Annotated in this window: 17 protein-coding genes; 11 read left to right on the top strand and 6 right to left on the bottom strand. The window is 71.4% G+C overall.

From position 1 onward, the window contains the following. Window positions 1-452: 452 nt before the first annotated feature. Window positions 453-1,079: a lasso peptide biosynthesis B2 protein gene (locus ACFC02_RS11160; protein WP_376355258.1), complete on the top strand. Its 627-nt coding sequence runs from the start codon at window positions 453-455 to the stop codon at window positions 1,077-1,079. A gap of 1 nt (window position 1,080) precedes the next feature. After that, the gene (locus ACFC02_RS11165; protein WP_376355260.1) at window positions 1,081-2,898 is read left to right on the top strand and encodes an asparagine synthase-related protein; all 1,818 of its coding nucleotides are present in this window, start codon (window positions 1,081-1,083) and stop codon (window positions 2,896-2,898) included. Here ACFC02_RS11165 and ACFC02_RS11170 read toward each other — a convergent pair. Both ACFC02_RS11170 and ACFC02_RS11175 read right to left on the bottom strand, forming a co-directional pair. Then, complete coding sequence (locus ACFC02_RS11170; protein WP_376355262.1) at window positions 2,882-4,105, bottom strand: hypothetical protein; 1,224 nt, start codon at window positions 4,103-4,105, stop codon at window positions 2,882-2,884. The two genes, ACFC02_RS11165 and ACFC02_RS11170, sit on opposite strands and share 17 nt — an antisense overlap. Window positions 4,106-4,537: 432 nt before the next feature. Continuing rightward, complete coding sequence (locus ACFC02_RS11175) at window positions 4,538-6,094, bottom strand: esterase/lipase family protein (RefSeq protein WP_376355264.1); 1,557 nt, start codon at window positions 6,092-6,094, stop codon at window positions 4,538-4,540. A 981-nt stretch (window positions 6,095-7,075) separates the two neighbouring features. Here ACFC02_RS11175 and ACFC02_RS11180 point away from each other — a divergent pair. The 6 genes from ACFC02_RS11180 (at window position 7,076) to ACFC02_RS11205 (ending at window position 18,283) form a co-directional block, all read left to right on the top strand. Then, entirely contained in the window at window positions 7,076-7,573 is a 498-nt protein-coding gene (locus tag ACFC02_RS11180) for a PASTA domain-containing protein (RefSeq protein WP_376355266.1), read from the top strand. 450 nt (window positions 7,574-8,023) lie between these two features. Continuing rightward, entirely contained in the window at window positions 8,024-10,942 is a 2,919-nt protein-coding gene (locus ACFC02_RS11185; protein ID WP_376355268.1) for a hypothetical protein, read from the top strand. Between the two features lie 18 nt (window positions 10,943-10,960). Next, window positions 10,961-15,475 (top strand): peptidoglycan-binding protein, encoded by a 4,515-nt coding sequence (locus ACFC02_RS11190; protein WP_376355270.1) that lies wholly within the window; start codon window positions 10,961-10,963, stop codon window positions 15,473-15,475. 47 nt (window positions 15,476-15,522) lie between these two features. Next, the gene (locus ACFC02_RS11195; RefSeq protein ID WP_376355272.1) at window positions 15,523-16,407 is read left to right on the top strand and encodes a peptidoglycan-binding protein; all 885 of its coding nucleotides are present in this window, start codon (window positions 15,523-15,525) and stop codon (window positions 16,405-16,407) included. Window positions 16,408-16,446: 39 nt separating this feature from the next. Then, window positions 16,447-16,971, top strand: coding sequence for a peptidoglycan DD-metalloendopeptidase family protein (locus tag ACFC02_RS11200; protein ID WP_376355384.1), 525 nt, complete (start codon window positions 16,447-16,449; stop codon window positions 16,969-16,971). A gap of 322 nt (window positions 16,972-17,293) precedes the next feature. Then, window positions 17,294-18,283, top strand: a complete 990-nt coding sequence (locus ACFC02_RS11205; protein ID WP_376355274.1) for an aldo/keto reductase — start codon at window positions 17,294-17,296, stop codon at window positions 18,281-18,283. 137 nt (window positions 18,284-18,420) lie between these two features. On the opposite strand, the gene ACFC02_RS11210 is transcribed toward ACFC02_RS11205, so the two are convergent. Together ACFC02_RS11210 and ACFC02_RS11215 are read right to left on the bottom strand one after the other, a co-directional pair. Further along, on the bottom strand, window positions 18,421-18,900 hold the full coding sequence (locus ACFC02_RS11210; protein WP_376355276.1) for an ATP-binding protein: 480 nt from the start codon (window positions 18,898-18,900) through the stop codon (window positions 18,421-18,423). A 680-nt stretch (window positions 18,901-19,580) separates the two neighbouring features. Then, on the bottom strand, window positions 19,581-20,687 hold the full coding sequence (locus ACFC02_RS11215; protein ID WP_376355278.1) for an alcohol dehydrogenase catalytic domain-containing protein: 1,107 nt from the start codon (window positions 20,685-20,687) through the stop codon (window positions 19,581-19,583). Window positions 20,688-20,788: 101 nt separating this feature from the next. On the opposite strand from ACFC02_RS11215, the gene ACFC02_RS11220 reads away from it, so the two are divergent. The 3 genes from ACFC02_RS11220 (at window position 20,789) to ACFC02_RS11230 (ending at window position 22,955) form a co-directional block, all read left to right on the top strand. Beyond that, on the top strand, window positions 20,789-21,682 hold the full coding sequence (locus ACFC02_RS11220) for a LysR family transcriptional regulator (RefSeq protein ID WP_376355280.1): 894 nt from the start codon (window positions 20,789-20,791) through the stop codon (window positions 21,680-21,682). A gap of 174 nt (window positions 21,683-21,856) precedes the next feature. Then, window positions 21,857-22,054 (top strand): hypothetical protein, encoded by a 198-nt coding sequence (locus ACFC02_RS11225; protein ID WP_376355282.1) that lies wholly within the window; start codon window positions 21,857-21,859, stop codon window positions 22,052-22,054. A 31-nt stretch (window positions 22,055-22,085) separates the two neighbouring features. Further along, window positions 22,086-22,955: an SDR family oxidoreductase gene (locus tag ACFC02_RS11230; protein ID WP_376355283.1), complete on the top strand. Its 870-nt coding sequence runs from the start codon at window positions 22,086-22,088 to the stop codon at window positions 22,953-22,955. A 405-nt stretch (window positions 22,956-23,360) separates the two neighbouring features. On the opposite strand, the gene ACFC02_RS11235 is transcribed toward ACFC02_RS11230, so the two are convergent. Both ACFC02_RS11235 and ACFC02_RS11240 read right to left on the bottom strand, forming a co-directional pair. Beyond that, window positions 23,361-24,101: a class I SAM-dependent methyltransferase gene (locus tag ACFC02_RS11235; RefSeq protein ID WP_376355285.1), complete on the bottom strand. Its 741-nt coding sequence runs from the start codon at window positions 24,099-24,101 to the stop codon at window positions 23,361-23,363. A gap of 202 nt (window positions 24,102-24,303) precedes the next feature. Then, on the bottom strand, window positions 24,304-24,885 hold the full coding sequence (locus ACFC02_RS11240) for a PepSY domain-containing protein (protein WP_376355287.1): 582 nt from the start codon (window positions 24,883-24,885) through the stop codon (window positions 24,304-24,306). Between the last annotated feature and the right edge of the window lie 55 nt (window positions 24,886-24,940).

Raw genomic sequence — 24,940 nt, forward strand, 5'->3', positions numbered from 1 at the left:
GTTCCGCAACGCTACGAACCAGCGCCTACGCACACGCTGCGTCACCACCCGCCGAGCCCGCGGACACCTCCGCACCGCTCAACTTTGAAGACCCGACAACGGTGGCCGCGCCGGTACGTGACGGCGCGGAAGTGGTGGCGGCCCTGTCGGTCCGGGGGCGAAGCGGCTCCGGGTGAGTCGTCGGGGTTCGTGCCGATGTGTCCGGCTCCGGTCGTCGGCGCCGGACTCGCGGCCCGGTTGCGGAGCATCCGGGTCCGGGTAGCCTGGAGTTGACAGATCCTGCCCGATTTCGGAGGTAGGCCATGTTTCTCCGACTGCTGCGGATCCGCAAGCCGCGCCGACTCGTTCTTCTCGGTGACAGCCGTCTGATCCGGGGCTTCAGCGGCGGATTCTACGACGGTCACGGATACCAGTCCTGACACCGTTCCTGACCGGACCCGGAAGGATGCGCGGTGGCAGACGAGGCTGATGATGCCCTGGCCGCCTTGGCGGAGATCCTGGCACCGCATTGCCGTGTCACCCCGCTGTCCGGCGGAGCACTGATCGCGGACTGGAAGCGGACACGCTTTCTAGGGATGACGTCGACGGACGTCCGCGTGGTGGCTGGGGGGAACTCCGAGGAACGCACCGAAGTCGTCACCGGACTCGTCCGGGCCGGCTGCGCGGCGGACCACCGACGGGAGCCCACGGAAGCCGGCATCGGACTCTGGCTGCACGGCGCGCACCTGCTGATCCGGGCCATGGGATTCGGACGGGTGCTGCGGCTGCTGTCCGTGGCCGCCCCGGATTACGTCCGTGCGGACAGACCCTCGGCGGAACAGGTGGGGCGGCTGAAACGAGCAGTGCAGTCGCAAAGCCGGAGAAGCTGCTTCGTCAACGGCGACTGCAAGTCCGAGGCCGTGACGGCCTTCGTCCTGCTACGGCGACGCGGCCTGGAGGCCGTTCTCCACGTCGGTGTGCGCGAACACCCCTTCGCCATGCACGCATGGGCGGCTTCCGGAGGCCTGTGCATCCCCGACGCCGATCCGCGCGGGCACGCGTTCACCCCCGTGCTGTCGATCGGCACCGGAGGACCGTGACGTGGAGGCGCTCCGCCTGGAGTGGGCCGAAGGTGCGCCGAAGCTCTGGACCTCCGGGGCGATGGAACGTCAGGGACTCGTGACGACGGTCTCCTCGCGGGCCGGCACCGCGGCCGTCGTCGGCTCGGTCGGCTCGGCCCGGGACCGGGTGGCCGGTGCCCGCGGTCTCCTGGACCTCCTGGGCCGGCGGGGAGCCGCCGCGCCGCTGCCGGCCGGCGACTACGCGGCCGTTCTGGTGTACCGCGACCGCGTCCTCGTGACGCGGGACGAGCAGGCACGCGTTCCGCTGTTCTTCACAGAGTCCGGTGGCCGCGTGAGCGCCGTGAGCACTTCCGTCCGCTGCCTGGGCAGCGGCACAGCGCTCGAACCTCGCTACTTCTGCCGGTACCTCACCGGAAACATGGCGCAACCGCACTCGGACCTCACACCCTTCGCCGGGGTGCACCGCGTCCTCGGCGGTGAGGTGCTGGAACTTTCGGTCACCGGGCGGGTGCGCAGCCGGGTGCCGCGGGACGCCCGTCAGGCCCACGACCCGTCCGCGCCGACAGCGGACGGTTCCCGCGGCCGTGGGGCCGCGAAGGATCTGCGCGTGGCACTGGAGGGGGCCGTTCGGCGCCGTATCGGCACCATGACGGCATGCCATGTCTCCGGCGGCCTCGACTCCACCAGCGTCGCGCTGCTCGCGGCACGTCTGCTGGCCGGCGACCGGGACGGTTCCGGGAACCTCTTCCTGCTCGCCGGTCGTTTCACCGGCGGAGAGCTGGCCGCGGAGCGGCCGTACCTCGACGCGGCGATGGAGGGGATCTGCCGTCTCGCCCCCGCGGCCCGCCCGGTGATGGTCGACGCGGACGATCTCGCCGACTTCGACGACTTCGAGCAGCACGCGGGAGACGCCGACGAGCCTCATGCACACGCCTTCCGCGCCCCGTTCTGGACCAGGCTCCACGCCGCCGCCGCGGAACTGGGCTGTGACACCGTCCTGACCGGTTGCGGGGCCGACCCGGTCGTGGACGCCAACCCGTTCCACCTGCACGGTCTGGCCCGCACGGGACGGTTCCGGGAGCTGGCCAAGCAGGCACGCGCCTGGGCCGAGGGCGGCGAGCGGGGGCTGCGGGAGGTCGTGCACGCCTACGTCGTACAGCCGGCTCTCCCGCTGGCGGCCGAACGGATGCGGGCGCTCGGCCGCGGCGGAACAGTGCTCGGCGGCCTCGGCACCTTCAACCGCCCCCGATGGCTGCGGGCCGCATTCGCCCGAGCGCACGGCTACCGGGAGGCCAGCGTCGCGGAGAGCCGCTTCGTGTACGGGCGCAGGCCGGAGCAGTCGCTCTACGAGGCGGCCAACTACCTCGCCGCTCCGGACCTGCTGTCCTGGCAGCGCGCGAGAGAGGACGGGTTCTTCCTCTCGCACCCCTTCCTCGACCCGGAGGTCATCGCCACGATGCGCCGCCTCCCTGCCAAAGCCCTGTTCGATCCGGGGCGTCCGAAGGCGGCTTTGCGCGAGGCCATGGCGGACCTGCTGCCGGCGCGGATCCGCCGCAGGACGGTCAAGGTTCCCTTCAACGATCTCTATGTCCGCGGTCTGCGGGCCCACGGTGGTGAACTCGTCGACCTGTGCCGCTCCGCCCGGCATCCGCTGGTGACGGAGATGTTCGACGTGCCGTTGCTGTGCCGGGCGGTGCGGGAGGCCCAGTTCGGCCTGGGGGACTCGTACTCCTGGGACCGGGTGAACAGTTCGCTGGCGCTGGTGGCGTGGCTGGAGCGACTGGAGGGGCGCGGCGGTGCGTGCGGCGCGGCCAGGCCCGTCAGCGCCGGCTCTTGATGTCCCACAGCGACCGTTCCATCGGGCCGGTGAGGACATCGACCAGCCCGTAACGGCTCACCAGCTCGCGCTCCTGCGCTCCGGTGGGGATATGGTCTTCCTCGCCCCTTCGCGCGACGATCGTCGCCACACTCGCGCCGTGCGTGCCGAACCTCCAGTAGACCGTCACGTACCGGGGGTCTCTCGTGCGCTCGTCGATCGCATTGTTCTCGTGCACCCTGGCGCGGTAGATGATGGAGTCGAGGCCGCTCTTCTGCTGCTCCTTCACCCAGGTGGGGACCTCCTTCCCGCTCCAGGAGTACGCTTTGAACTGGAGCGGTGGCTCGAGACCGAGCCGGTCCTTGCGTGCGAGGCTGGCGGTGGCGTAGAACGCCAGCTGGTCGTACGGGGTGTCGATGGGCAGTTGCACCACCACTCGGGTCGCGAACGTGTCGCTCGACTCGATCCACTGTCCGTAGGGCATCCAGGGTCGTGCCTCCACCATCTCGCCGGGCTGGTGGATCTCCCTTCGGGAGAGCGGGTTCACTTCCTGGGATCTGCTCCACTGTTCCGCGTCGGACCGCCATTGCCGGCGGAGCCGGTCCTTCGGGCTCAACGGCACCCGTTCCGCCATGGCGTGGAATTCCGTGCCGAGCACGTAGAAACCGACGTCCCCGCGGTTCTCCAACGTGATGTCGACCGGCACGGCGAATTCTTTCCGGTCCTGATTCAGCACGGGATCGCCCAGGGCCATTCGGACGAGAGGCCTGGTCTCGCGCTGGTAGGGCTGGTAAAGGTTCTGGTAGCCGAAATTGGCGATCGCGATGGCCGAGGAGACGATGAGCGCCGCGGCCACGCGCTTCGGAGCGGGAATCATGACCGCTGTCCGCCACACGGCGAAGACAGCCCACGCCGAACCCGCCGTGAGAGCGCCGAACAGCACGAGGTACGCCACGGAGTCGCCGCTCCTCGTCTCCACCACGAGCAGGGCGTTGGTCAGCAGGGCCGCGAACGCGCCGATCAGCGCGACCATGCCGGAGTAGGGGAAACTGCGCCACAACCAGTGGTCCACGACGGCGGCGGAGCCCAGGAGCGTGGTGAAGGCGACCGCGATGAGGACGGCACCCGTGAGACGCCCGGGGAAGGTCAGGGCATGGACGAAGTCCTCGAGACCGAACCACCCCATCATCAGTGTCGTCACGAGGAGGACCAGCAGGATCACTGCCATGGCCACGTGGGACCGCGGGGTCCGCGGTGGGGGCCGTCGCACCTTCAGGTGCGAGCGGGATGGAGACCTGGGGGCAGCCCTCACTTGATCACCTCCTGAGGCCACCGGCCGTCCGCGGTGTTCCGACCGTGCCGACGGTGCGGACCGGCTCCGCCCCGGCGGATGCCCGCCGAGCGCGCGCCCGGTCGAACGATCTTGTGCGGTGACCAGCACACCACCTTTCCGCTCCGGCCGTCGACGGCCGCGCCGTCGCGCCGGGAATTCCCACGTCCGGAGGCACCTGGGCGGTGCCTCCGTGCCCCCTGTGCCCGCCCTCCGGCGAGCGGGGTGTCGTGTCGCGGGTGACCGTCGGGCGGGTCGTGCCGCACGCGTCGCCGTCCACGACGGTCACCCGGCCTCCCGCGGGTCGTAGGCGCACTCTCGCTGGTCCGGTCAGTTCCAGGGGGTCACGGTGAGCCGGATCCGCGCATCCTCCCCGAGGATCGGGGCGGCGGTTGCGGGCAGCCGGATGTGGTTCACCCAGACGCAGGGGGCGGGGTTCTCGTCGTCGAGGACGCTGCCCCCGGGCCGGTAGCCGCTGATCGGACCGTTGATGGCCGAGTTCCAGGTGGCCGAGAGCGCGGGCACGCCGTCGGCCGGGCCCGCGCCGACGTCGACGACCAGGGTGTCGTCGAAGTCGGCGGACTGTTCCAGGTGGTCCCGGAAGCTCAGCACCCCGTCGCACCGGTGCAGCGACAGGATCCGCAGGTGCAGTGCGTACCGCATGGCGCCGGAGTCGTCCGCCCTGAGGCCGCTGCACAGGAAGGTGTTCACCAGCGGGACGGTCGCCCCGTCCGCCGCGGCGGTGGCCGCACCGGAGTCCGGGGGCGTGTCGGCGGCGCCCTCCGCGCCGTCACCCAGTTGGACGGGGCACCAGTGGGCGCTCGTGCGTTCGTGCGTGACGATCTGAAGGCCCCGCACCGACAGCCGGACCTCGGCCTGCCAGATCGTGTCGGCCGGCTGTGCCAGGTGGACGCCGACGAGCGCCGCCTCCACCTGGCGGTCCCCGAACAGGAAGCGGCGCAGGTTCTGGTACCCCTCCTCGGAGTTGACGAGGCCGTAGCTCCCGCTGTGGCTGCGGTGCACGTAGGCCTGGTGGGTGCCGGGAACGTACGCGTTGTCGATCTGCACCAGACCGTCGCTGCGCGGCCCGACCGTGGCGGCCGAGAGGCCGTGCGCCACGTCGTAGTCGGTCGGGTCGGTGCCGACCAGGCAGAAGACGCGGGCGTGGGGAAAGGAGGACGGCCCGTTGCCGGGCATCGCGCGGCTGTCCCACTTCGCCGGAGGACCATCCGGGTCGGTCAGCGTCTTCGGGGTCAGGTACGCGTACATCCGCTCCGGGCCGAAGATCTCCGCGCCGTCGATGCCGGTGACGTCGCGCAGCTTCTCCAGCACGCCGAAGCCGACGTCGAAGGCGATGCCGCCGTGCGGCGTGCCGTAGGTGAAGAGCTTGTCGACGTAGTCGGCCGGATCGAGGCCGAGGTCCGGAAGAACCTTCTGGATGAGGCAACGGCACACCAGGCCCCCCATGGAGTGGGCCACCAGGTGGACGCGGGGTGCCTTGGACTTGTCCCTGATCGTCTCGATCAGCTTCCACAGGTCCTGCGCGGCCGTCTCCATCCGGAACTCGTGCGCCGGCCCGCCCCAGCTGGTCGCGGACGTGTCGTAGAACCGGTGGATCCAGATGCTGTCCGGCGGGATGGTGTCGTGGGTGGCGAGGTAGAGCTCCTGACCGCCGTCGACGAGGATCTGGTAGCCCTCGTCCAGGTGCAGGCGCAGCAGGGGGCTCTCGAACTGGTAGAAGCACGGCTCGTCGTCCGGGCCGATGCGGATGTGCGTGGAGCCCAGGTTGAAGCCGTAGAAGGGGTCCGTCACCGCCTTGTCGATGCCGGCGGTGCCGCCTGCGTATCCCCGCACGTAGACGATCGGAAGTTTCTGGGTCGGTGTCATGCGGTCCTCCCGGATCACCGTCCGGCGACGTCCGGAGGCGAGCGTCCGGTGGTCGAGGACGATGCCGGCCGAGTGGGTCCTCGGCCTTCCGTTACGGCACGTCGTGCCTGCTGACGCGCCGTCAGCCCGAAGTCGGTCCGGTGTCACCTCCTTCCGGGTGGTCCGCCACCCCGCGACGGGCGCGCGGCGGTGCGAGACGAGGAGCCCGCTCGGCACCCCACTCCCGCCGCGGCAGCCGCCGGAGCGAGCGGTGGTGACGGTCCGCCTCGTCGGCATGGCCTCCGCCGGGTGCGCGGACACGGCGACCCGGTGCGCGTTCTCCCGCGACGGCTCAGCGCGCGGGCTCTTGCCTGTCGCCTGCAGGGCGGGCGCCGGCCTGCCTTCGCGTACGAACACCTCGGCCGGCGCGTCGAGGGCGTGCGGCCGCGACTGCCGCAGCCGTTCGCGCTCCAGCAGCACCTTCGTCGCCTGCGGCGGCGCCCGCCCCCGTACGGTCCTCGCCGGACGCCGTTGCGGCCCGAGGTCACCCAAGCCCGCGCCAGGGTCAGCCTGCGCACCACCGTCGTGAAGAGGTCTTTGCCGAGCAGTCCCTGGGGGAGCCGGCAAGGCGGCTCCCCCGTGGCGAACGGCGGAAGCCTCCCGTCACCAGTCTCAGTCGGTGCCACCAGGCCGTGCAACTCCGCGGAGCAGCGGCCCTTGACCGCCGCACCATCGGCCGCGGGCGCCTCGAACAGCGCGGTTCGCGGCCGAGTATGACCCGAATCGCCGCGTTTGCGTCCTGCGCGGAGCGGGGGCGAGGCTCGGAAACGGGGAGGACTGCGGGGCCCGGCTCGTCACCGGCCGGCGGTCCCGCGCGCCCGGTCCTGTGACCATCAGGGTGCGGCAGGGGGTGAGCAGCGAGGGGCCCGCGGAATGAGAGTTCTTGAGCCGCAGACGAATGGTCCGGCGGAAATCTCATGGGGACACGTCCAGGTACTCCTGGTGATCCTCCTGGTGGCTGTCGTGGCCATCGGGGTCGTCCTGGTCGCCGCCCGGCGCTTCGTTCCGAGCCGTTCGGCGTCCTCGGACGGCAGCATCGTCCGCAGCTGGATCGCCCTGGCACTCGTCACCGGCCTCGTGGCCTTCTGCGCGGTGGCCTTCGCGGTGCGTGACACCAACCTCCGGAGCACACTGATCGGGGCGCTCGCCGCGGCTGTCGGGTCGACGGTCGCCTTCTACTTCTCTGGCAAGGTCGCCGCGGACGCACGCAGGGACGTGCTCAGCGCCGCGTTCGGCGGTCAGGAAGCGGTACCCGACCTGATCCACTGCACCATGGACGAGGCCGCCGCGAAACTGGGCACGACCACGCTCAGGCTCGAGCTGGCACCGGAGTCCGGGCCCTCGGCGGCACCGGCCGCCATTGTCCGTCAGGACCCGCCGAAGGGAACGACGGTGCCCCGGGGAACGGCGGTGAGGGTGGCGTTCCCTGGCGTTTCCTAGCGTTCGCCCTCAGCGACCGGGAACTCCCGGGCATCCGTGGTCATGCCGTCGGGCACGCTCTGCCGGGGCCATCGCCGCGGCGCCAATTCGGTTGAGGCGTATACGAAATGGCTGCCGCGCGGCCGGTGAACGACGCGCCGCGCCCGGTAGCGGGGCACCGCCACAAGAGTGAACATGGAGAAGAGGTCGGTGGCTTCATGTCACGTCATGACGCTCAGAACCCCGGATGAGGCGTTTCCCATGTCATTCGACATCGCCCGCCCCGGCTCCCCGGGGCTGTGGCAAGACCTGCGACACCATCCTGGCGACGGCCACTTCGGTGGTCCCGGTGACGATCACGATGGTGACTTCGGCGGGCGCGGGGCCCCCGGCGGGTGCCGTCCGTCCGATCCGCCCGACGGTCCCCGCCCCGACAGTCCTGCCGACTCCTGCCCGCAGGACGATGACGTCGTGCAGGGCCCGTTCCGCGTGGTGCGGCCGTCGGACATGCTCGTCCTCGACATATCCCTGGTCAATCTGCGCTTCGACGGCCACCGTCTGGTGCGGACGAACCCGGCCGCTCCGACGCTCGTGGTCGTCACGCTGCCGCCCCAGCACGTGCTGGAGCAGGCCTTTGAGCAGTTGCCCGCCACCGGCACCGTGTCCGCCGTGACCGCCGGGGCGAGCACTCTGTCCTTCTCGGTGCCGGCCACCCTGGAGGACCTGGAGCTGTCGCTGGACTCGCTGCTCGACTGGTCGCGCCTGGTGCCGATGACCGTACCGGTCGGTTCGACGAAACCGGACACGACGGGAACGGCCCTCTTCCAGGGCCTCCCGAGGAGCGTCATCGAGTTCCCCACCCGGCTGCTGATCACCTACGACGAACCGGTCGACTGGGTGGGCCGGACCGCTCCCCAGCAGGTGGGCGGGCGCACCGCCCTGTGGCACGCCCGGCTGCACGGCACGCAGGAGGGCGACGTGCTGCTCCGGGCCTTCGCGGCGGTCGGGGACCGGGGCGACCTGCCCGCCGGCAGCCCGCTCGCGGCCGAGGACCTGGCGGACATCGTCACACTCACCAGCCGGAACGAACAGGTCGTCCCGGGTGGCCTGCCCGCCGACATCCCCAGCGCGCCGTTGCGTTCGGAGCAGTTCATCGTCACCCCCCTGGGCTCCTCGGCCCATCTGCACGGCGCCTGGCCACCGCTGCCTGCGAGCAGGGGGCTGGAAGCGTACGACCACATCACGGGTCTGGGGCGCGACCAGTACGTACGTGTGGTGCGGCACGGCCGTTTGAGCACCGGCCACGAGGCCTCGCACGTCAAGGAGTTCAGGCGGGTGTTCGCCGCCCACCCGAGCGACGGCATCGTCGCCTTCCTGCGGCGTGAGGACCGCATCATCGTCAAGCAGCCGGAGGTCGAGTACGGACAGACCGGCTACACGCACCAAGGCCGCGAGATGCCCTTCCGCACGTTGCGGATCACGGACCGTGCCACCCCGCCCATCAGACCGCCGGAACCGGTGTCGCAGGAGGTGGACGGCCCGACCAGGCCGCTCAAGGACTTCACCGCCTTCTGGGTGGTCCTCCAGAACACCGACGTCGACCACGAGTTCACCCTGATCGGGACGGACTGCGAAGGCCGGAAGGTCAGCTTCACCATGCCCCTGGTGTTCGTGCCCGACGGGCTCCCCGACCCCGACGGGAACTTCACCGCTGTCTACCAGGAGCCGGACCAGCACAACGGTGTCCCCGACCGCCACACGCGTGAGTTGCACGGTCAGACGATGGCCATGGCACAGCCTCCAACCGAGGCGCCCGGCAGCACCGCCCACGCGGTCGAGACCCTGACCTTCGGACTCGGGACGATGGACGGCCACGCGCACCCCGAGGTGGGCCTGCCTTACGTGTCCGCCGGGATGGTCCGGGTGCCCGCGGTCGAGCAGTTCCTGCCCAAGGCCGAAGCCCTCGCGGTGACGTTCGACCCCACCTACCTCCAGCAGAGCATGGACAGCCACCCCGCCGGGGCCTATCTGAGGCTCACGAACCCCCTCCCCCTCACCCTGGGGGCGGAGAAGGCCGGCGGTCTCGCCAGTCCCCGGGCCGCGCTCCAGGTCATCACCAGCCAGGCAGGAGTCGTCCCTGACCTCTTCGCGGCGGCCGACTCCGCCGCCGACGCGCGGAATCTGGTGAAGGCGGCCTTCGGCGGGGCCAGACTGCTGGGCCTGATCGACCTTTCCGAGGTCGTGAGCGGCATCGTCAAGGACGACCTCGGCCAGCTTCGGAATCTGGGCGACGACCAGATAGACGCGATCCTGAAGGACTCGAACCGCATGCTGCCGGTGCCGGTGCTGCGCATCCGCGACCTGGCGGACGGACAGGGCAAGGAACTGCGCTACGTGTGGAAGACCAGGTTGCCGGGCCCGGCCTCCGTTTTGGCGGCGGACGACCCGACACGTTTCTTCGTCCCGTCCGATGCCGGCACCGGTGCCACGCTCACTCTGGACGCCAGGACCACCCGCACGAAGGACGCCGTGGACAACGCCACGGTGTCGGGCGAACTGACGGGCTTCGCCCTGAACTTCGGCGACATCCGGGTCGACATCGCCGACCTGAGGTTCCGCACCGGCCCGGGCAAGAAGCCCGACGTCACAGCCTCCGGACTGGCAGTGTCGTTCGATCACGATCTGGAGTTCATCAACAGCCTCCGCAGCGCCCTGCCCTCGGACGTCATCGGCCCCGGGGCCTACGTCGACGTCCGGCCCGCCGGTATCGTCGCCGGCTACAGACTCGCCCTGCCCTCCATCGCCCTGGGCATCCTCACCCTGACGAACCTCACCCTTTCGGCCGAACTGACGATCCCCTTCGACTCCTCCCCGGTCTCCTTCCGCTTCTCCGTCTCCGAGCAGCAGCACCCCTTCGATGTCACCGTCTCCCTCTTCGGCGGTGGCGGCTACTTCTCCATGCTGGTCGACGTCGACAAGGGCCTGAGCGAGGTCGAGGGTTCCCTGGAGTTCGGCGGCAGCGCGGCGATCGACGTCGGCGTCGCCGCCGGGGGCGTGACCATCATGGCAGGCGTCCTCTTCAAGATCGCCGGCTCCGGGAGCGCCCAGTTGAGCGGCTACCTGCGGTTCAACGGCTTCCTCTCCGTGCTGGGCATCGTTACGGTGTCCGTCGACTTCTACGTGCAACTCGGCTACCGGAAGGACGGCAAGCAGTCGGTGATCTTCGGCAGCGGCAACCTCACCGTCAGCGTGCGCATCGCCTTCTTCAGCAAGTCCGTCTCTATCCCGTTCGAGCGGACCTTCTCCGGCTCGCCCGCCGACCCCTCCTTCGCCCTCTGCATGCCCAGGGAACCGCACTGGCGCGCCTACTGCGAGGCCTACGCCAGGTGAGCCCGGTGGGAGACGACCATGCCCATCGACCAGCACATCAACTGGACCGTACTACCGGCGGGTCTGTCCGACGACGGCACCCAGGCCAGGGTGTCGGTCTTCGTCGCCCCCCGGCTGGAGCCATCGAAGCCATCGGGCGAGCCCGCGGCGGACGGCACACTGAGCCAGTTCCCGGACTTCCTCGACTGGCCGGGGAAGGTCGGTGCGGCCGTCTTCCAGTTCGCGACGGAGAACGGCACCCCGGGGACTTCCGCGGTCTTCACGGGCAGCCTCCGGCCGCAGGGTCCCGCGCCCGATCCCACGCTGTGGGCGAGCGTCTTCCCCGCGGACACGCGACTGGAGCCGTACACCTTCAGCACTCCGGACACCAGCTCACGGGAGGTCCGCAGCTACTCGGTGGCCGAGGTGCGCGACTTCACCAAGCGGACCTACGCCGGCGCGGGCCGGATGTGGCCCGGCAGTCCGCCCTCGACGTGGGGAGCGCTGAACGCCCAGAGCGCGGCCTCGCAGACCCCGCAGGGACAGGGATCCGGGAGCCCGGCCCACTCCTTCGGCACAGCGGCCGGGCCGCGGGGCCCCGACCTGACGGAGCTCGCCTCGCTGAAGGGGTTCCACTCGAACGCGCCGCTGGAGACGGTCGCCGCCGACACCGACCGGGGCGCGCCGCAGCCGGTGACCGCCAAGCCTCCCGACTTCCACGAACTGCTCACCCATCTGGGCGACCACCCCGCGCTGCTCAGGCGGCTCGGGCTCGTCCTGGACTTCCTGCTGCCCGCCGATCGCCTCCCCGTCTCCTCGGGCGAACGGCTGCTCACGGTCGTACCCCTGTGGCCGCCCGAACCGAAAGCGGACCCGCACGACGTCTCCTCCCGCACCCACTACGTCTTCCTCCCGGACCGGCACGTCTTCGTCCCCGCGGCCAAGGCGGCCACACCCGGTGATCCGCTGCCGCCGCCGTCCCGGGGCCTGGTCGCCCTGGGAGCGCAGGACGAAGCGGGGGAGAACAAGTTCATCTGGGAGCAGACCGACTTCGACGCCGCCGCCCTGGGCATGCTGGCCGCCACCGGGAACTCCGTCGGCCTGGGCCCTGTGCGCACGCCCGGAATAACGCTGTCCCAGCACCAGCGCCTGTCCACCCTGCCCCAGGACTTCGCACGTGCGGGAGAGCACGACAGGGCCTTCACCGGGGTGCTCGCGACGAACAACCCCGAGGTCGCCCCGCCGGACGCCCAGCCCCCGGACGACGACGCGACCGCCCCCGAACTGTTCGCCGAGGACGTGGTGCGCGGCCACCGGATGGACATCTGGGACGACCAGAGGCGCACGTGGTTCTCCTTGCACGAGCGCGACGTGGAGTACCGCGGGCGGAACTCCGGACCGCTGCTGCTCACCGTCTCGGACGAGGGCTTCTTCCAGGAGCACCTGGTCTCCTCACGGGACGACTCCACGCTCTACGTACCCGAACAGCTGGCCACCTGGCAAGGACAGTCGCTCTCGGCCCAGCTTCCGGGCCTGGTGCTGGATTCCGCGGAGGAGGAGCCCGGCAAGCCCCCCAAGCCGCCCGTGCCCCCGAACAACGACGCCGGGCCGGGCGTACCGTTGGAGATCACGGTCAGGGTGCGGCCCGGCTCCCTGCCCAGGCTGCGCTTCGGGGCCGGGTACCGGGTGCGGCTGCGCACCGTCGACCTGGCGGGCAACGGCCTGGACGCCACGCAGGCCACGGCTCTGACAGACCCCGGGGCGCCGGCTGTGACGGGCCCGAAGGACCTGACGCTTCCCGCTGCGGGAGTGCTGCGTTTCCAGAGGTTCGAGCCCGTCCTCGCACCGGCCGTCGTACCCCGGCTGCCGCTGCAAGAGGGCGCCTCGCCCTACCGGATGGTGATCCGGAGCAGCCCGGGCCCCACACCGCCCCCGGCTGACGCTCCCGGCGCACCGCAGACCACGGCACCGGTCCTGCTCTCCCGGGTCCAGTTCCAGCTGACCAACGACGACGTCCGCACCGTCCAGCAGGCCCTCATCGCCGACGGCCACCCCCTTCCGGGCGGCGCCGACGGCGTCTTCGGGGACCTGACCAGGGCCGCCTACGCCGAGGAGCAGCGCGCTCAGGGATTCTCCGGGAGCGACGCGGACGGCAACCCCGGCTGCCAGTCCCTCACCGAGCTGGGCCGCAAGAACGGCTTCACCGTCGACTGCGGCGCCGGTACGGCACCGGCGGGCGGCACCACCGCGGAGGAGTACGCCGCGGCCTTCAACGGTTCGCCGCTGGTCACCGCGGGGGGTCACGCCCCGTACCAGGGAAGCGACGAACGTCACCTGGTGGCACCGAAGGCGTCGTTGCAGTGTGTGGAGCGCCACGGGCTGCTGGACGAGGCCATCGGGTCGAGCGACCGCGGCGTCCAGGACGCGGTCTACGACCTGGCCGTCCGGGAGAGCGGCTCGCTGAACGACGTGACCGGGCCGGACGTGCGGCCCGCGCCGATCACCTCACCGACCGCGGACCCCGCCCACCCGCCGACGACCGCCCTGCACACCGGCGAGCAGGTCGAACTGCCCTATCTCCCCGAACCGCTCTCCTCGGGTGCCGTCTTCCACGGCCTGCCCGGGATCCCCGCCGACCAGCCGTTCTTCGTCCCCTGGAACGGGCCCGTCTGGCATCGGCCCGAGTCCTTCCGGCTGAGGCTGGCCGAGGGCAGTGGGCCGCCCCGCTTCGACGACGCGTCCAGGGTGCTGACGGTCCTGCTGCCCAAGGGGGCCGTGGCGGTGGTCCAGGTGTCTTCCGGGATCGATCTGGACGAGGACGTGATGGGCCTGGCCACCTGGTTCAGGCAGACGCCGATGCCGGCGCCGGGGTCCGGTCCCGTGCCGCAACCGGCCGACCAGGTGCTGGCGCTGGCCGCGGCCGGCGGGCACTGGATGTTCACCCCGGGGCAGGACCTGACCCTCGTCCACGCCGTGCAGAAGCCTCTGCGGACCCCCGTGCTGGGGCTGGCGCAGCAGCCGCCGCGTCCGGAGAAGGCGACCGGCCAGCACCTCGCCGGCACCGTCGCGCTCGACGAGGACAGTACGGGCCGGATCGACCTGGTCGCGGAGTGGTCGGAGGTGACGGACGCCGGCCCGGCCGGCCGGGACAGCCGCACGATGACCGCCCCGGTCTTCGGACTGCTGACGGCGCGGGCGAGTCGGACCGGGGCCCCCGGCACCGAACCCGCGCTCCTCCAGAACGGTGTCCTGTCCTTCAGCACCCAGGCGGCCGAGGACAAGTCCGTCACCGACAGGACCCCGCCCCTCATCGGGAAGCACGAGTTCGGCGACACCAAACACCGGGCGGTGCGCTACCGCCCCCTGGCGGGCAGCGGGTTCGGCGACTGCTTCCCCGCGCAGTTCGCCGACCCGGGCCGGGACGATCTCACCGTACAGGGGGCGGCACAGGAGTACTCGGTACTCAGCAGCGCACCGCCCACGGCACCGCGCCTGCTGTACTGCATGCCCACGCTCTCCCTGGAGCAGGGCGACGGGCCGTCCGGCGCGATGGTCAGACGCCGGCGCGGCGGCGGTGTCCGGGTGTACCTGGAGCGTCCGTGGTTCTCCTCAGGAGACGGCGAACTGCTCGGAGTGGTCCTCGGCGAGCCGCCCGGCGGTGACCCGGACTCCGTCCGCGATGCCTGGGTCACCCTGATGGGCCGCGACGCCCTGCACCGCTCGGCCCCCGTCGTCGCCCCGACCGCGAAGACGTTCACCAACGCCGTGGGTCCGCCCGCCAAACTCTCGCTTCCCACGCCTGCCGGCAGGCTGCCCGTCACGGTCGTGGGCTTCTCTCCGCAGTTCGACGCGGACGAGGAGGGCGGCCGCTGGTTCTGCGACCTGGAACTGGACACCGCGGACGCCTGCCTGCCCTTCGTCCGGCTCGCTCTCGTCCGCTACCAGCCGGATTCGATCCCCGGAGCCGAGATCTCGTCCGTCGTCCTCGCCGACCTGGTCCGCACCCTGCCCGACCGGGAGCTGACGGTGAAACCCGGCCGGCCGCTGTCGGTCAGCGTCACCGGCCCCTCCTGGGATCCCACCGGTGCGCAGCCGCCCCGGATCACCGCCGCGCTGCAACGCCGGCACGACGTCATCACCGACGAAGACCTCGGCTGGGTGACCCTCGACGACACCATCACCCCACTGGCCTCGATCGACGCGGAGTCCTCCCACCGGCCCTTCTACACCGGCCAGGTCCCGGTGCCGCCGGAGCTGCGGGACGCACCACTGCGCCTGCTGGTCATGGAGACCGAGGGTGTTCCGGCCGACGGACAGCTCCCGCTCCCGCCCCAGGGACCGGTGCTCACGCCGTCCGCACCGGAGGGACCGGTGATCTACTGCGATGCCGTGGAGGTCCCGCTCGGTCAGGGAGGGCCTGGCGACGGCGATGACAGACACGACGGGGGCGACGGGGAGGGCGGGCACGACCGATCGGAGGACGACGGTGACGATCACGACGGACCCGGCCGACCGGGCGGGTTCGGCCGGCCGGGCGGGTTCGGTCACCACTGACCGGGCGACAGGCACGTGACCGGCCAGGACGGTGAGGAGACAGCACCATGTTCGACAGCGTGCGCAATTACTGGATCGGGTTCAATGATCCGCTCGAAGGCCGGGTGGGCTTCATGTACCTGGACCAGAAGGGCTGGGTGAGCACCGGCATCGGCAACAAGATCGACGAGACGGAGAAACCCGACTCGGCGCCGACCGCCGAGGAGCGCGAACGCTCGCTGGCCGAGGCCCGCCAGTTCCGTTGGCAGGTGAACGACGACGGTTCGCAGGCCACCGCCGACCAGGTCGCCGCCGACTGGGACGCCGTCAAGGGGCATCTCGAACTGGCACCTCAGGGACACAACGCCTTCAGACCCCCGCTCACCTCCCTGCACGTGGACGACGACGAGATAGACCGGGGCGTCTTCGCCAAGCTCGACCAGATGGAGGCGACCCTCCTTTCCCGTACGGAGTTCAGCGGCTTCGCCGCCTGGCCGGCCAACGCGCAGCTGGCGACCCTGAGCATGTGCTGGGCGCTGGGACCGACACTGAACGACTTCCCCGTGTTCCGGGCGGCTGTCGCCAGGAACGACTGGAACGGTGCCGCGGACGAGTGCCACTTCACTCCGGACGAGGGAACCATCGAGATCCGCAACAAACTCGACCGGGAACATTTCCTGCTGGCACGGGCGGTCGCGGACCAGGGGCAGCCCGTGGAGCAGATCGCGATGCAGTTGTCCGACGTGTTCGGAGTACAGGGTGCCCTGCTGGCTCTCGGATTCAAGCCGGGCAGGCAGGACGGCGCGGACGGTCCCAGTACGCGGGCCGCGGTCCAGGCGTTCCAGACCGCCAACGGAATCGACCCGGCGAACGGGCAGTTCGACGACGCGGCCACGGTGAGCGCTCTGGGGTCCCAGCTCGCCGGCGCGGGCTTCGACGTGCTTTCTGTGTGATCCGTCAGGAGATCCGTAGGAAGTTGAGAGGTGACCACGATGGCTTCATTCGACATCGACCTTTCCAATCCGTTCCCGTCGGGCTTCACCGGGGGTCTCGGAGGGCCCAACCAGGGGGGCCACCAGCCCCCGAACTGGTACATCCAGTTCGGAATGGACCTGGGCGCGGACGAAGGCACACAGATCTTCGCCGCTTTCGACGCGCACATCACCAAGCTGACGCCGCACGACCCCGGTGCGGACACGCAAAAGGTCTACGGAGCCCAGTTGTTCATGCGCGCCCCGAACGACATGATGGGCGGCTTCTACACCCATCTCACTGATGTGCCGCCGGAGCTGGCCGTCGATTCGCAGGTCAGCAGGGGCGACCTGCTGGGCACCGTGCTGCGGTTCGACCCGACCCCGCCGCATCTCCATCTGGCGCTGGTAGAGATCATCGGCGGCGCGCCGGGCGGCACCTACCAAGGCGTCGACCTGTACAAACTCTTCCTGGACACGGCCAACACGGACACCGTCACCACGGTGACGTTCTCGCAGGACGGCTCGCCGCCGCTGGTCGGCTGAGACACCGACGGCTCGCCACCGGCTGGTGGCCCCGCCCGGGCCCACGCGGCTTTCCCGCAACGCGGCGCCGCACCTGACGTTCGGCCGCTGAGCCGTGCCGGTCCCCCGCCCCCTGCCCAGCCGGGAGGGGCGGGCGGGGTGCGCGGCGCGGCTTGACTTCGAGGGCACTCCAACTCGTAGCGTCGCAGTCGTCCGGCGTGCGGGGCGGGGCCGACGCACCGGGCCGCCCGTCACGAGATGCCGGGGGCCGGAAACCGTCGCCAGATGGAAGAAGGCCCTCGCGCCGGACGGGCCACGATCGAGAGTGCGGGAAAGGACCCTCATGCAGGAGCGCAGTCTGCGGGACCTCCAGGTGTCGGCCATCGGGCTCGGATGCATGGGGATGTCCGCCTTCTACGGCACCACGGACCAGGAGGAGGGCATCGCGACCATCCGGCGGGCCCTCGACCTCGGCATCACCTTCCTCGACACCGCCCAGCTGTACGGCCCGCTCACCAACGAGACGCTGGTCGGCGAGGCGATCAGGGGGCATCGCGACGAGTACGTCATCGCCACCAAGTTCAACTACCGGATGGACGACGCCGTGCCGGGGGACATGAGCACCATCGGCCGCCAGGACGGCTCGGCCGAGCACGTGCGCGGTTCCGTCCACGGCTCGCTGGAGCGTCTGGGCACCGACCACATCGACCTGTACTACCAGCACCGGGTCGACCCGGACGTGCCCATCGAGGAGACGGTCGGCGCGCTCGGCGAGCTGGTCGCCGAGGGCAAGGTGCGGCACATCGGGCTGAGCGAGGCGAGCGCGGAGACGATCCGGCGCGCCCACGCCGTGCACCCCGTGACCGCCGTGCAGAGCGAGTACTCGCTGTGGACGCGGGACGTGGAGGCCGAGGTGCTGCCGGCCTGCCGGGAGCTGGGCATCGGGTTCGTGCCGTACTCGCCGCTGGGCCGCGGCTTCCTGGCGGGCCGCTTCAGCTCCCCGGACGAGCTGGACGAGAACGACTTCCGCCGCCACAACCCCCGCTTCACGGACGCCAACCTGGAGGCGAACCTGCGGCTGGCGGCGAAGGTCAAGGAGATCGCCGCCGAGAAGGACGTCACTCCGGCCCAGCTCGCGATCGCCTGGGTGCTGGCTCAGGGCGAGGACCTGGTGCCGATCCCGGGTACCAAGCGCCGCACCTACCTGGAACAGAACGCCGCCGCGGTCGGCATCGAGCTGACCCGGGAGGACCTGGGCCGCATCGACGCGGAGCTGCCGCAGGCGGCGGGCGAGCGGTACGACGAGGCGGGCATGCGGGCGGTCAACCGCTAGCCTGCCGAGCCAGGAACCGCTGGAACCGCGTTCCGATGCGGGGCGGGGCGGGGCGTTCGAGGGTGTCACCCCCGGTTCTGGTCCGGACGCAGGGCCGGGGGGTCGCTGTTCCGTGCGGCGAGTCGGGTGCGGTCGTCCTACACGTGCCGGCGTCCGGCGTGGGTGTCGCCTGGAGCGTCGAGCAGGGCGATGCGGACGGTGATGCGCTTGCCGACCAGTTCGCGCCGCACCGCGAAGTCCTGGGCGACGGCAGCCACGATCTCCAGTCCGTGCTGGCCGACCCGCCCGGCGTCCGCGGCCCTGGCAGTCGGCAGCACCGGGTCGGAGTCCCACACCTCGACCTCCACCACGTCGCCGAGGATACGCAGGTCCAGCAGCGCCGGCCCGGGCGCGTACTTGCGGGCGTTGGTGACCAGCTCGCTGACCACCAGCTGCGTGAGGTCCATGGCGCGCTGGGAGACACCCAGGCCGTACTCGGCCTGCGCCCGGGTCAGGAAGCCGGCGGCCAGGCGGCGGGCCTGGGCGATGTCCGTGCCGTCCCCGTCCAAGGCCGCCGTGGTCTGTATGACCTGCTCCCCCGGTGGGGTGCCGTCATCGCCCACGGGCACTGATTCCACTACTGCCGCCTTCACTACCCCATTCACTCCCGCGCGCGTACCCGCGCTTGCACGGCGCACACCTCTCGTCTTTCCGCCGTCGGCTCCGTGCCCACCGTGGAGAGCATGCGAATGCGGCCCGCCCGTCCGCCCCCGGCCATCCCCGGCATCGTTCCGCTGCCGAAGGACTCTGCGACGTCCACCGCCGCCCACTGAACACCGGGCCCTGCGACCAGACGGCCGGGGACCCACACCGTCAGGGCAACGACCGCAGCCGGTGAGTGCCCGAACAAGGTCCGTGCCGCGGTGCCCAGGAGTACCGGCGCCTTGGCGGGGGGCGGCCGGTGTTGCCCTTCGCCTGGCTGGGGCGGGTTCTCGACGGGCTGGGCGCCCGCAGCGGCCGGCAGGCCGGGGACGCGCCCGGGCCGCCCGCCGGTCCCGGGCCCGGGCCGCGCCTCACGGGTCAGGCGGATGGTGGCCGTTCCACGGCACGGTGGACTCGCTTCAGCGGACGGTGAGTTCCGCAGGTCGGCGAGGTGCCTGTCGTGGGGGTGGCGGCCTGCTTGCAGCCGGGGGACGGTCACTGGGGGGGGGGTGATAACCGACTGCCGGGACCGGGGCGTCTCACCGTGAGCGCGTTCAGGCGGCCCGACCGCACGCTGGGCCGCGGGCGCGGCCCGGTGTGCTCACGGCGGTCGTGGTCACCTGTTCGTGGTCGTGACAGCCGCCCCTGGGGCGAGGGTGGTGCGGTCGAAGAGGCCGCCGTGCGAGGCGGCGTACGCGATGGCGTCGTTGACGGCGTCGAGGCCGAACGACCGGACGTGTTCGGGGGCGAGGTCCAGCGCGCCCGAGGCGAGGAGCCGGATGATGCCGACGTTCGCCGTGCGCGGGTACATCCACTGGCCGCGCACGGTGACCGAGTTGCGCATGATCCACGGGTACGGGAGTGCGAGGTCGTCGCCTCCGAGCATGCCGACACCGCCCATGAGGACGACACGACCGTACTCGCGCACGGTCATCGCCGCCGCACGCGCCGCGGAGCTGGGTGCGCTCGGCGGGAGCATGTCGATCACCATGTCGATCGGGCCGTCGGCCGCCGCGGACATCGCCGCCCGGTCGGCGGCCTCGTCCCCGGTCAGCTGCACCGGGCGCACCCGCGGACCGAACCGGTCGGCGAGGAGGTCGAGCGCTGCCCGGTTGCGGCCCGGCGCGACCACGCGGCCCGCCCCCATCGCGAGCGCGACCGCGACCGCGCTGCTGCCGAGGTTGCCGGTGGCCCCGCTGACGAGCAGCGTCTCACCGGCCGCGAGCCCTCCTGCCAGCAGCCCGCCGTAGGAGATGGTGTGCACGGTGAGCGCGGCCCAGCGGGCCGGGTCGTCCCCAGCCATCACGGGCAGCGGGAAGACGTTCTCCGTCGGGACCCGCATCAGTTCGGCGAACGCCCCGTCGTGCATGTACTGGGCGAGCCGCGCGCCGCCCTCGCCGCGCGAGCTCCACCCCTGGAGCGTGATGTCGGGCGTCAGGGCGTCGTCCCGCGAGCGCACGGTGGAGTCGCACCACACCAGGTCGCCGACTCGCAGCCGGGTGGCGTCCGGGCCGGCGTGGACGATCCGTCCCACGCCGCCGACCCCGGGCACGACGGGAGGGACCAGAGGGTAGTTGCGTTCGCCGCCGAAGACCTCGGCCGCGTACGGGGGAACGCAGGTGGCCAGCACCTCGACCACGACCTCACCGCCGCCGGCCTCGGGGTCGGGTATCTCGCGCACCGTGAGCGGGGCGCCGAACCGCGTCAGTACTGCTGCTCGCATGCGATGACCTCCATGTTCGTCCAAGTCCTCGGCATCGACACTAGGAGTTCGGCGATCATGCGGGAAGCGACGATCGTGCATGTGTGGTATGCGTACACAGCATGGACATCTCCAGTACGGGCCTGCGGGTCCTGCAGCAGATCGCGGAATCCGGCAGCTTCACCGCGGCCGCCGCCCGGCTCGGCTACACGCAGTCGGCGGTCTCACGACAGGCCGTCTCCCTCGAACGGAGCGCGGGCACCACCTTGTTCGACCGCCGCCCCGACGGGGTGCGGCTCACCGCCGCGGGCCTGACCCTGCTGCGCCACGCCCGCACGATCCTGGACTGCCTCGCGGCGGCCGAGTCCGACCTCACCGGCACCGTCCCACGGACCGAACCCGTGCGACTCGGACTGTTCCTGAGCGCGGGCGCCGTCGTCCTGCCCGCCGCGCTCACCCGGCTGGCGGCAACCGACCCGCAGATCACGGTCACCACGACCGAGGGCACCACACCCACCCTGGTCCGCGCGCTGCGGGCAGGCTCGATCGACCTCGCCGTACTGACGTCCCGCCCGCCCCACCGGCCCTTGGACGGTGAGTCGCCGCGCCTGCACGTCGAGACCGCCGTGGACACCGAACTGGTCCTGGCGACGGCTTCGATGGGGAAGTTCGCCGGCCGCACCACGGTGCATGTCGACGAACTGGTCGACGCCTCGTGGATCGCCACCCCGTCGTCGCACGCCGAGCCACTGCTCGGCGTCTGGCCCGGCCTGCCCGGACGGCCGCACATCGCCCACCGCGCACGCGACTGGCTGACGAAACTCCAGCTCGTCGCCGGCGGCTTCGGAGTGACGACGGTGCCGTCCCGGCTCTCGCCGGTGCTGCCGCCCGGGGTGAGCCTCGTACACGTCGAAGGCGTGCCACGTGAGATCCGCCGCGTTCTCGTGGCGCGCCTCCCCGGCCGCCCCACCCCGTCGATCACGGCCGTCACCCGAGCGATCACCTCGACCGTCTGACACGTGCCTCCGGGTCGGTCGGCCGATCCCGGTCACCGTCCCCGCGACCGTCCTCGCGTCCGCCGGATTCATCGATGCCGCCGGCTCGCCCGTCGCGCTGCGATCGACCGCCCACGCCCTCGTCCGGCACGGCGTCACCAGCCCGCCTTCCTGCCCTCCGACGCCCGCCAGCTGGTGGTGGGGGCCGGCGCCGGGTTCAACGCGCCCGGCGTCATCCGCTTCCGCGCCGAGCGTGTCACCCGCCACCGGCCTCGTACTCGTCTGATACGGATCGACGAGGGGCACCCGGGCGTCCGGGACCACCTCGGCGCCCGCGCCCTGCCCGTCACCCACCCCGCAGACCGGGCAGTCACCGCGCTCGCCCGCCCGTAGCAGCACCACGAGCACCCTTGAAGGAGAACCCATGGCTCCCAGCGAGGTCACCTACGCCGTCACCGGGGCCTCCGGCCGCCTGGGCGGACGGATCGCCCGCCGCCTGGCCGCCGCCGGCATCCCGCAGACCCTCCTGGCCCGCACCCCGGCCCGCGCGCCCCAGATGCCCGGCGCCACCGCGGTGCCCGGTGACTACGGCGACCACGACGCCCTCGTCCACGCCCTGCGCGGCACCGACCGCGTCCTGATGGTCTCCGCCTCGGAGTCCCCCCACCGCCTCCAGCAGCACCGCACCTTCGTCGACGCCGCGGCCGAAGTGGGCGTCGCGCACCTGGTGTACATCTCCTTCTACGGCGCCGCGCCCGATGCCACCTTCACCCTGGCCCGCGACCACTGGCACACCGAGCAGCACATCCGCGCCAGCGGCCTGCCCTTCACCTTCCTGCGCGACAACCTCTACGCCGACTTCATGCCCGCTCTCGTCGGCGGCGACGGCGTCATCCGCGGCCCCGCCGGCGAGGGCCGGGTGGCCGTCGTCGCTCAGGACGACATCGCCGACGCCGCCGTCGCGGTGCTCCGTGATCCCGGCCCGCACACCGGCCGCGCCTACGAACTGACCGGCCCTCAGGCGCTCACCCTCACCGACGTGGCGGCCACGATCACCGCCGCCACCGGGCGCCCCGTCTCCTACGTGTCAGAGACGCTCGAAGAGGCCTACGCCTCCCGCGGAGGGCACGGTGCTCCCGACTGGCAGCTCGACGCCTGGGTCTCCACCTACACCGCGATCGGCGACGGATCCCTCGCCCAGGTGACGGCGTCCATCAGCGAGCTGACCGGCCACCCGGCCACCTCGCTTCAGCAGGTACTGCGCCCCGGTCCCGGCCCGGCACCCCGCCCCTGACCCGCCGGCCGTCGCCTACGTCCGGGCCGGGGCACTTCGCCACAGAGGCGGAGCCGTCCCGCCTCCCACGTGGGCAGCGATCGGGCGGTTCGCGCCTCGGTCGCGCGGGCCTGGCCCCGTGCTGAGTGGTGTGCTTCGGCGCTGTCGCCGACGAGGCGGTGGCCGTGGTCGTAGCCGGGGCCGTGGTCGTGGCCGGGGCCGTGGTCGTAGCCGAGGCCGTGGTCGTAGCCGGGGCCGTGGTCGTAGCCGAGGCCGTGGTCGTGGCGATGCGGCCCCCTCCTGCGAGCTTTACGGGCCCTTCGCCCGAGCGCCCCCACCGCTTGCCTCGAACGAATGACACCCCTCTGACCGGCTGACGTGGCCCGACCGGTCGCCGTGAACCAGTGGCCGGCGCCCCCAACGGGGCTACTGTGTCTCCTGAAGCCGGTACACGGAGACGTGAGAACGCGACTCGGCCGTGAACTCGGCGCCGGTCCAGTCCGCGTGCCGGGTTTCCAGCTCGAACCCGGCCAACTGCGCCATGAGATCGAGTTCAGCCGGCCAGATGTAGCGGTGCGGGCTGCGCAACAGCTGTGCCTGCTTGGTCTCGTCGAACCGGAAGTGGTGCGACACGACCTGCTGCCGCAGGACGTCGTAGGTGTCCAGACCGATATAGCCGGGTTCGGACTGCCAGACAGTGGCGGCCTGGCCCGGCGGGAGCTTACGCAGTTCGGGCACCCAGAGCTCGACCACGAACCGTCCACCGGGCACGAGATGACGAGCGGCGTTACGGAAACACTCGACCTGCTCCTCCTGGGCAAGCAGGTTGGAGATCGTGTTGTAGACGAGGTAGACCAGGGTGTGCTCCCCCGGCGCGACGGTGGTCGCCATGTCACCGATGATCACCGGGACCGTCGCCTCGTCCACCTTGGAGCGCAACTGCTCCACCATCGGCAGTGACAGGTCGATGCCGGTGACCGGTACTCCCCGCTTCGTGAGTGGAATGGCCACCCGGCCGGTCCCGATGGCGAACTCGACCGCTGTCCCCTCCCCTGCGAGCCGGGCAAGACGTTCCACGGTCGGCCCCAGGAGCTCCGGCGCGAACATACCGGAACCGGGTGTGTCGTAGCCCTGGGCGGCGTCCGTGTCCCAGATCTGCTGCTGCATGCTCCCAACGTTCGCCGCTGCCCCTCAGCCCTGTCCAGCGAATATCGCCTTTCAGGCGAAGCCCGGCCGGCGACGAGCGGTCCGGGACCAGGGCGTCGGTCGTCAGTCTCACCCTCCGGCCCCGTGAGTACGGCACGCAGCCACGCAGGACCGGGCCGAAGGCCGACCGGCTCCGCCCTCGGGTCTGTGACCACACGGTGTGTCAGTCGTCCTCACGGTCGCGGTCCGTTCCCTCGTCCTCCCTGTGGTCCTGGCCGACGTGGGCGGGGGTGACCTCGCCGGTCTGTGCGTCGACGGTGACTTCGCGCCCGGTGTCGTGGCCGTCGTCGATGTCGACCTTCCAGACGGCCTTGCCCTGCTGTCCCTCCAGCTCGACTTCGGTGACGGTGCCCGCGAGGGACCTGGTGGCCGCGGCGACGGCCTGCTTCAGGTCGACCTCGGCACTCGCGGCGAGCGTACGGTCGGCGACGGAGTCGTCCTGGGCGCCGGCACGGCCGTCACCTTCGTGGTCACCTTCGTGGTCGTCGTCGTGGTCGTCGTCGTGGTCGTCGTCGTGGTCGTCGTCGTGGTCGTCGTCGTGTGTGTCAGCCGTAGTGGCTTCGCTGGCAGGTGCGTTGTCGCCGGTGCCGGCGCCGGCGCTGGTACTGGCGCTGTCCCGCTCGTTGTCGGCGTCCGCGAAGGCCACGGCGGATGCGGCACCGGCTCCACCGAGTACGACGGTGGCCGCGGCCACCGCTGCGACGGTGCGGCGACGACCGGCCGAGGAGCACTTGAGGGCCTTCATCGTGAGGGGGTCCTTTCCTCCGAACCTGCGGACCGTGCCGCAGGGATGCCGACGT

The sequence above is a fragment of the Streptomyces sp. NPDC056160 genome (assembly GCF_042268205.1).
GTDB lineage: Bacteria > Actinomycetota > Actinomycetes > Streptomycetales > Streptomycetaceae > Streptomyces.

Excerpts from the sequence above, each read along its gene's own strand:
- ACFC02_RS11170 (WP_376355262.1), bottom strand. The coding sequence starts at position 4,105 with ATGGCAGTGATCCTGCTGGTCCTCCTCGTGACGACACTGATGATGGGG.
- ACFC02_RS11175 (WP_376355264.1), bottom strand. The coding sequence starts at position 6,094 with ATGACACCGACCCAGAAACTTCCGATCGTCTACGTGCGGGGATACGCA.
- ACFC02_RS11190 (WP_376355270.1), top strand. The coding sequence starts at position 10,961 with ATGCCCATCGACCAGCACATCAACTGGACCGTACTACCGGCGGGTCTG.
- ACFC02_RS11195 (WP_376355272.1), top strand. The coding sequence starts at position 15,523 with ATGTTCGACAGCGTGCGCAATTACTGGATCGGGTTCAATGATCCGCTC.
- ACFC02_RS11200 (WP_376355384.1), top strand. The coding sequence starts at position 16,447 with ATGGCTTCATTCGACATCGACCTTTCCAATCCGTTCCCGTCGGGCTTC.
- ACFC02_RS11205 (WP_376355274.1), top strand. The coding sequence starts at position 17,294 with ATGCAGGAGCGCAGTCTGCGGGACCTCCAGGTGTCGGCCATCGGGCTC.
- ACFC02_RS11215 (WP_376355278.1), bottom strand. The coding sequence starts at position 20,687 with ATGCGAGCAGCAGTACTGACGCGGTTCGGCGCCCCGCTCACGGTGCGC.
- ACFC02_RS11220 (WP_376355280.1), top strand. The coding sequence starts at position 20,789 with ATGGACATCTCCAGTACGGGCCTGCGGGTCCTGCAGCAGATCGCGGAA.
- ACFC02_RS11230 (WP_376355283.1), top strand. The coding sequence starts at position 22,086 with ATGGCTCCCAGCGAGGTCACCTACGCCGTCACCGGGGCCTCCGGCCGC.
- ACFC02_RS11235 (WP_376355285.1), bottom strand. The coding sequence starts at position 24,101 with ATGCAGCAGCAGATCTGGGACACGGACGCCGCCCAGGGCTACGACACA.
- ACFC02_RS11240 (WP_376355287.1), bottom strand. The coding sequence starts at position 24,885 with ATGAAGGCCCTCAAGTGCTCCTCGGCCGGTCGTCGCCGCACCGTCGCA.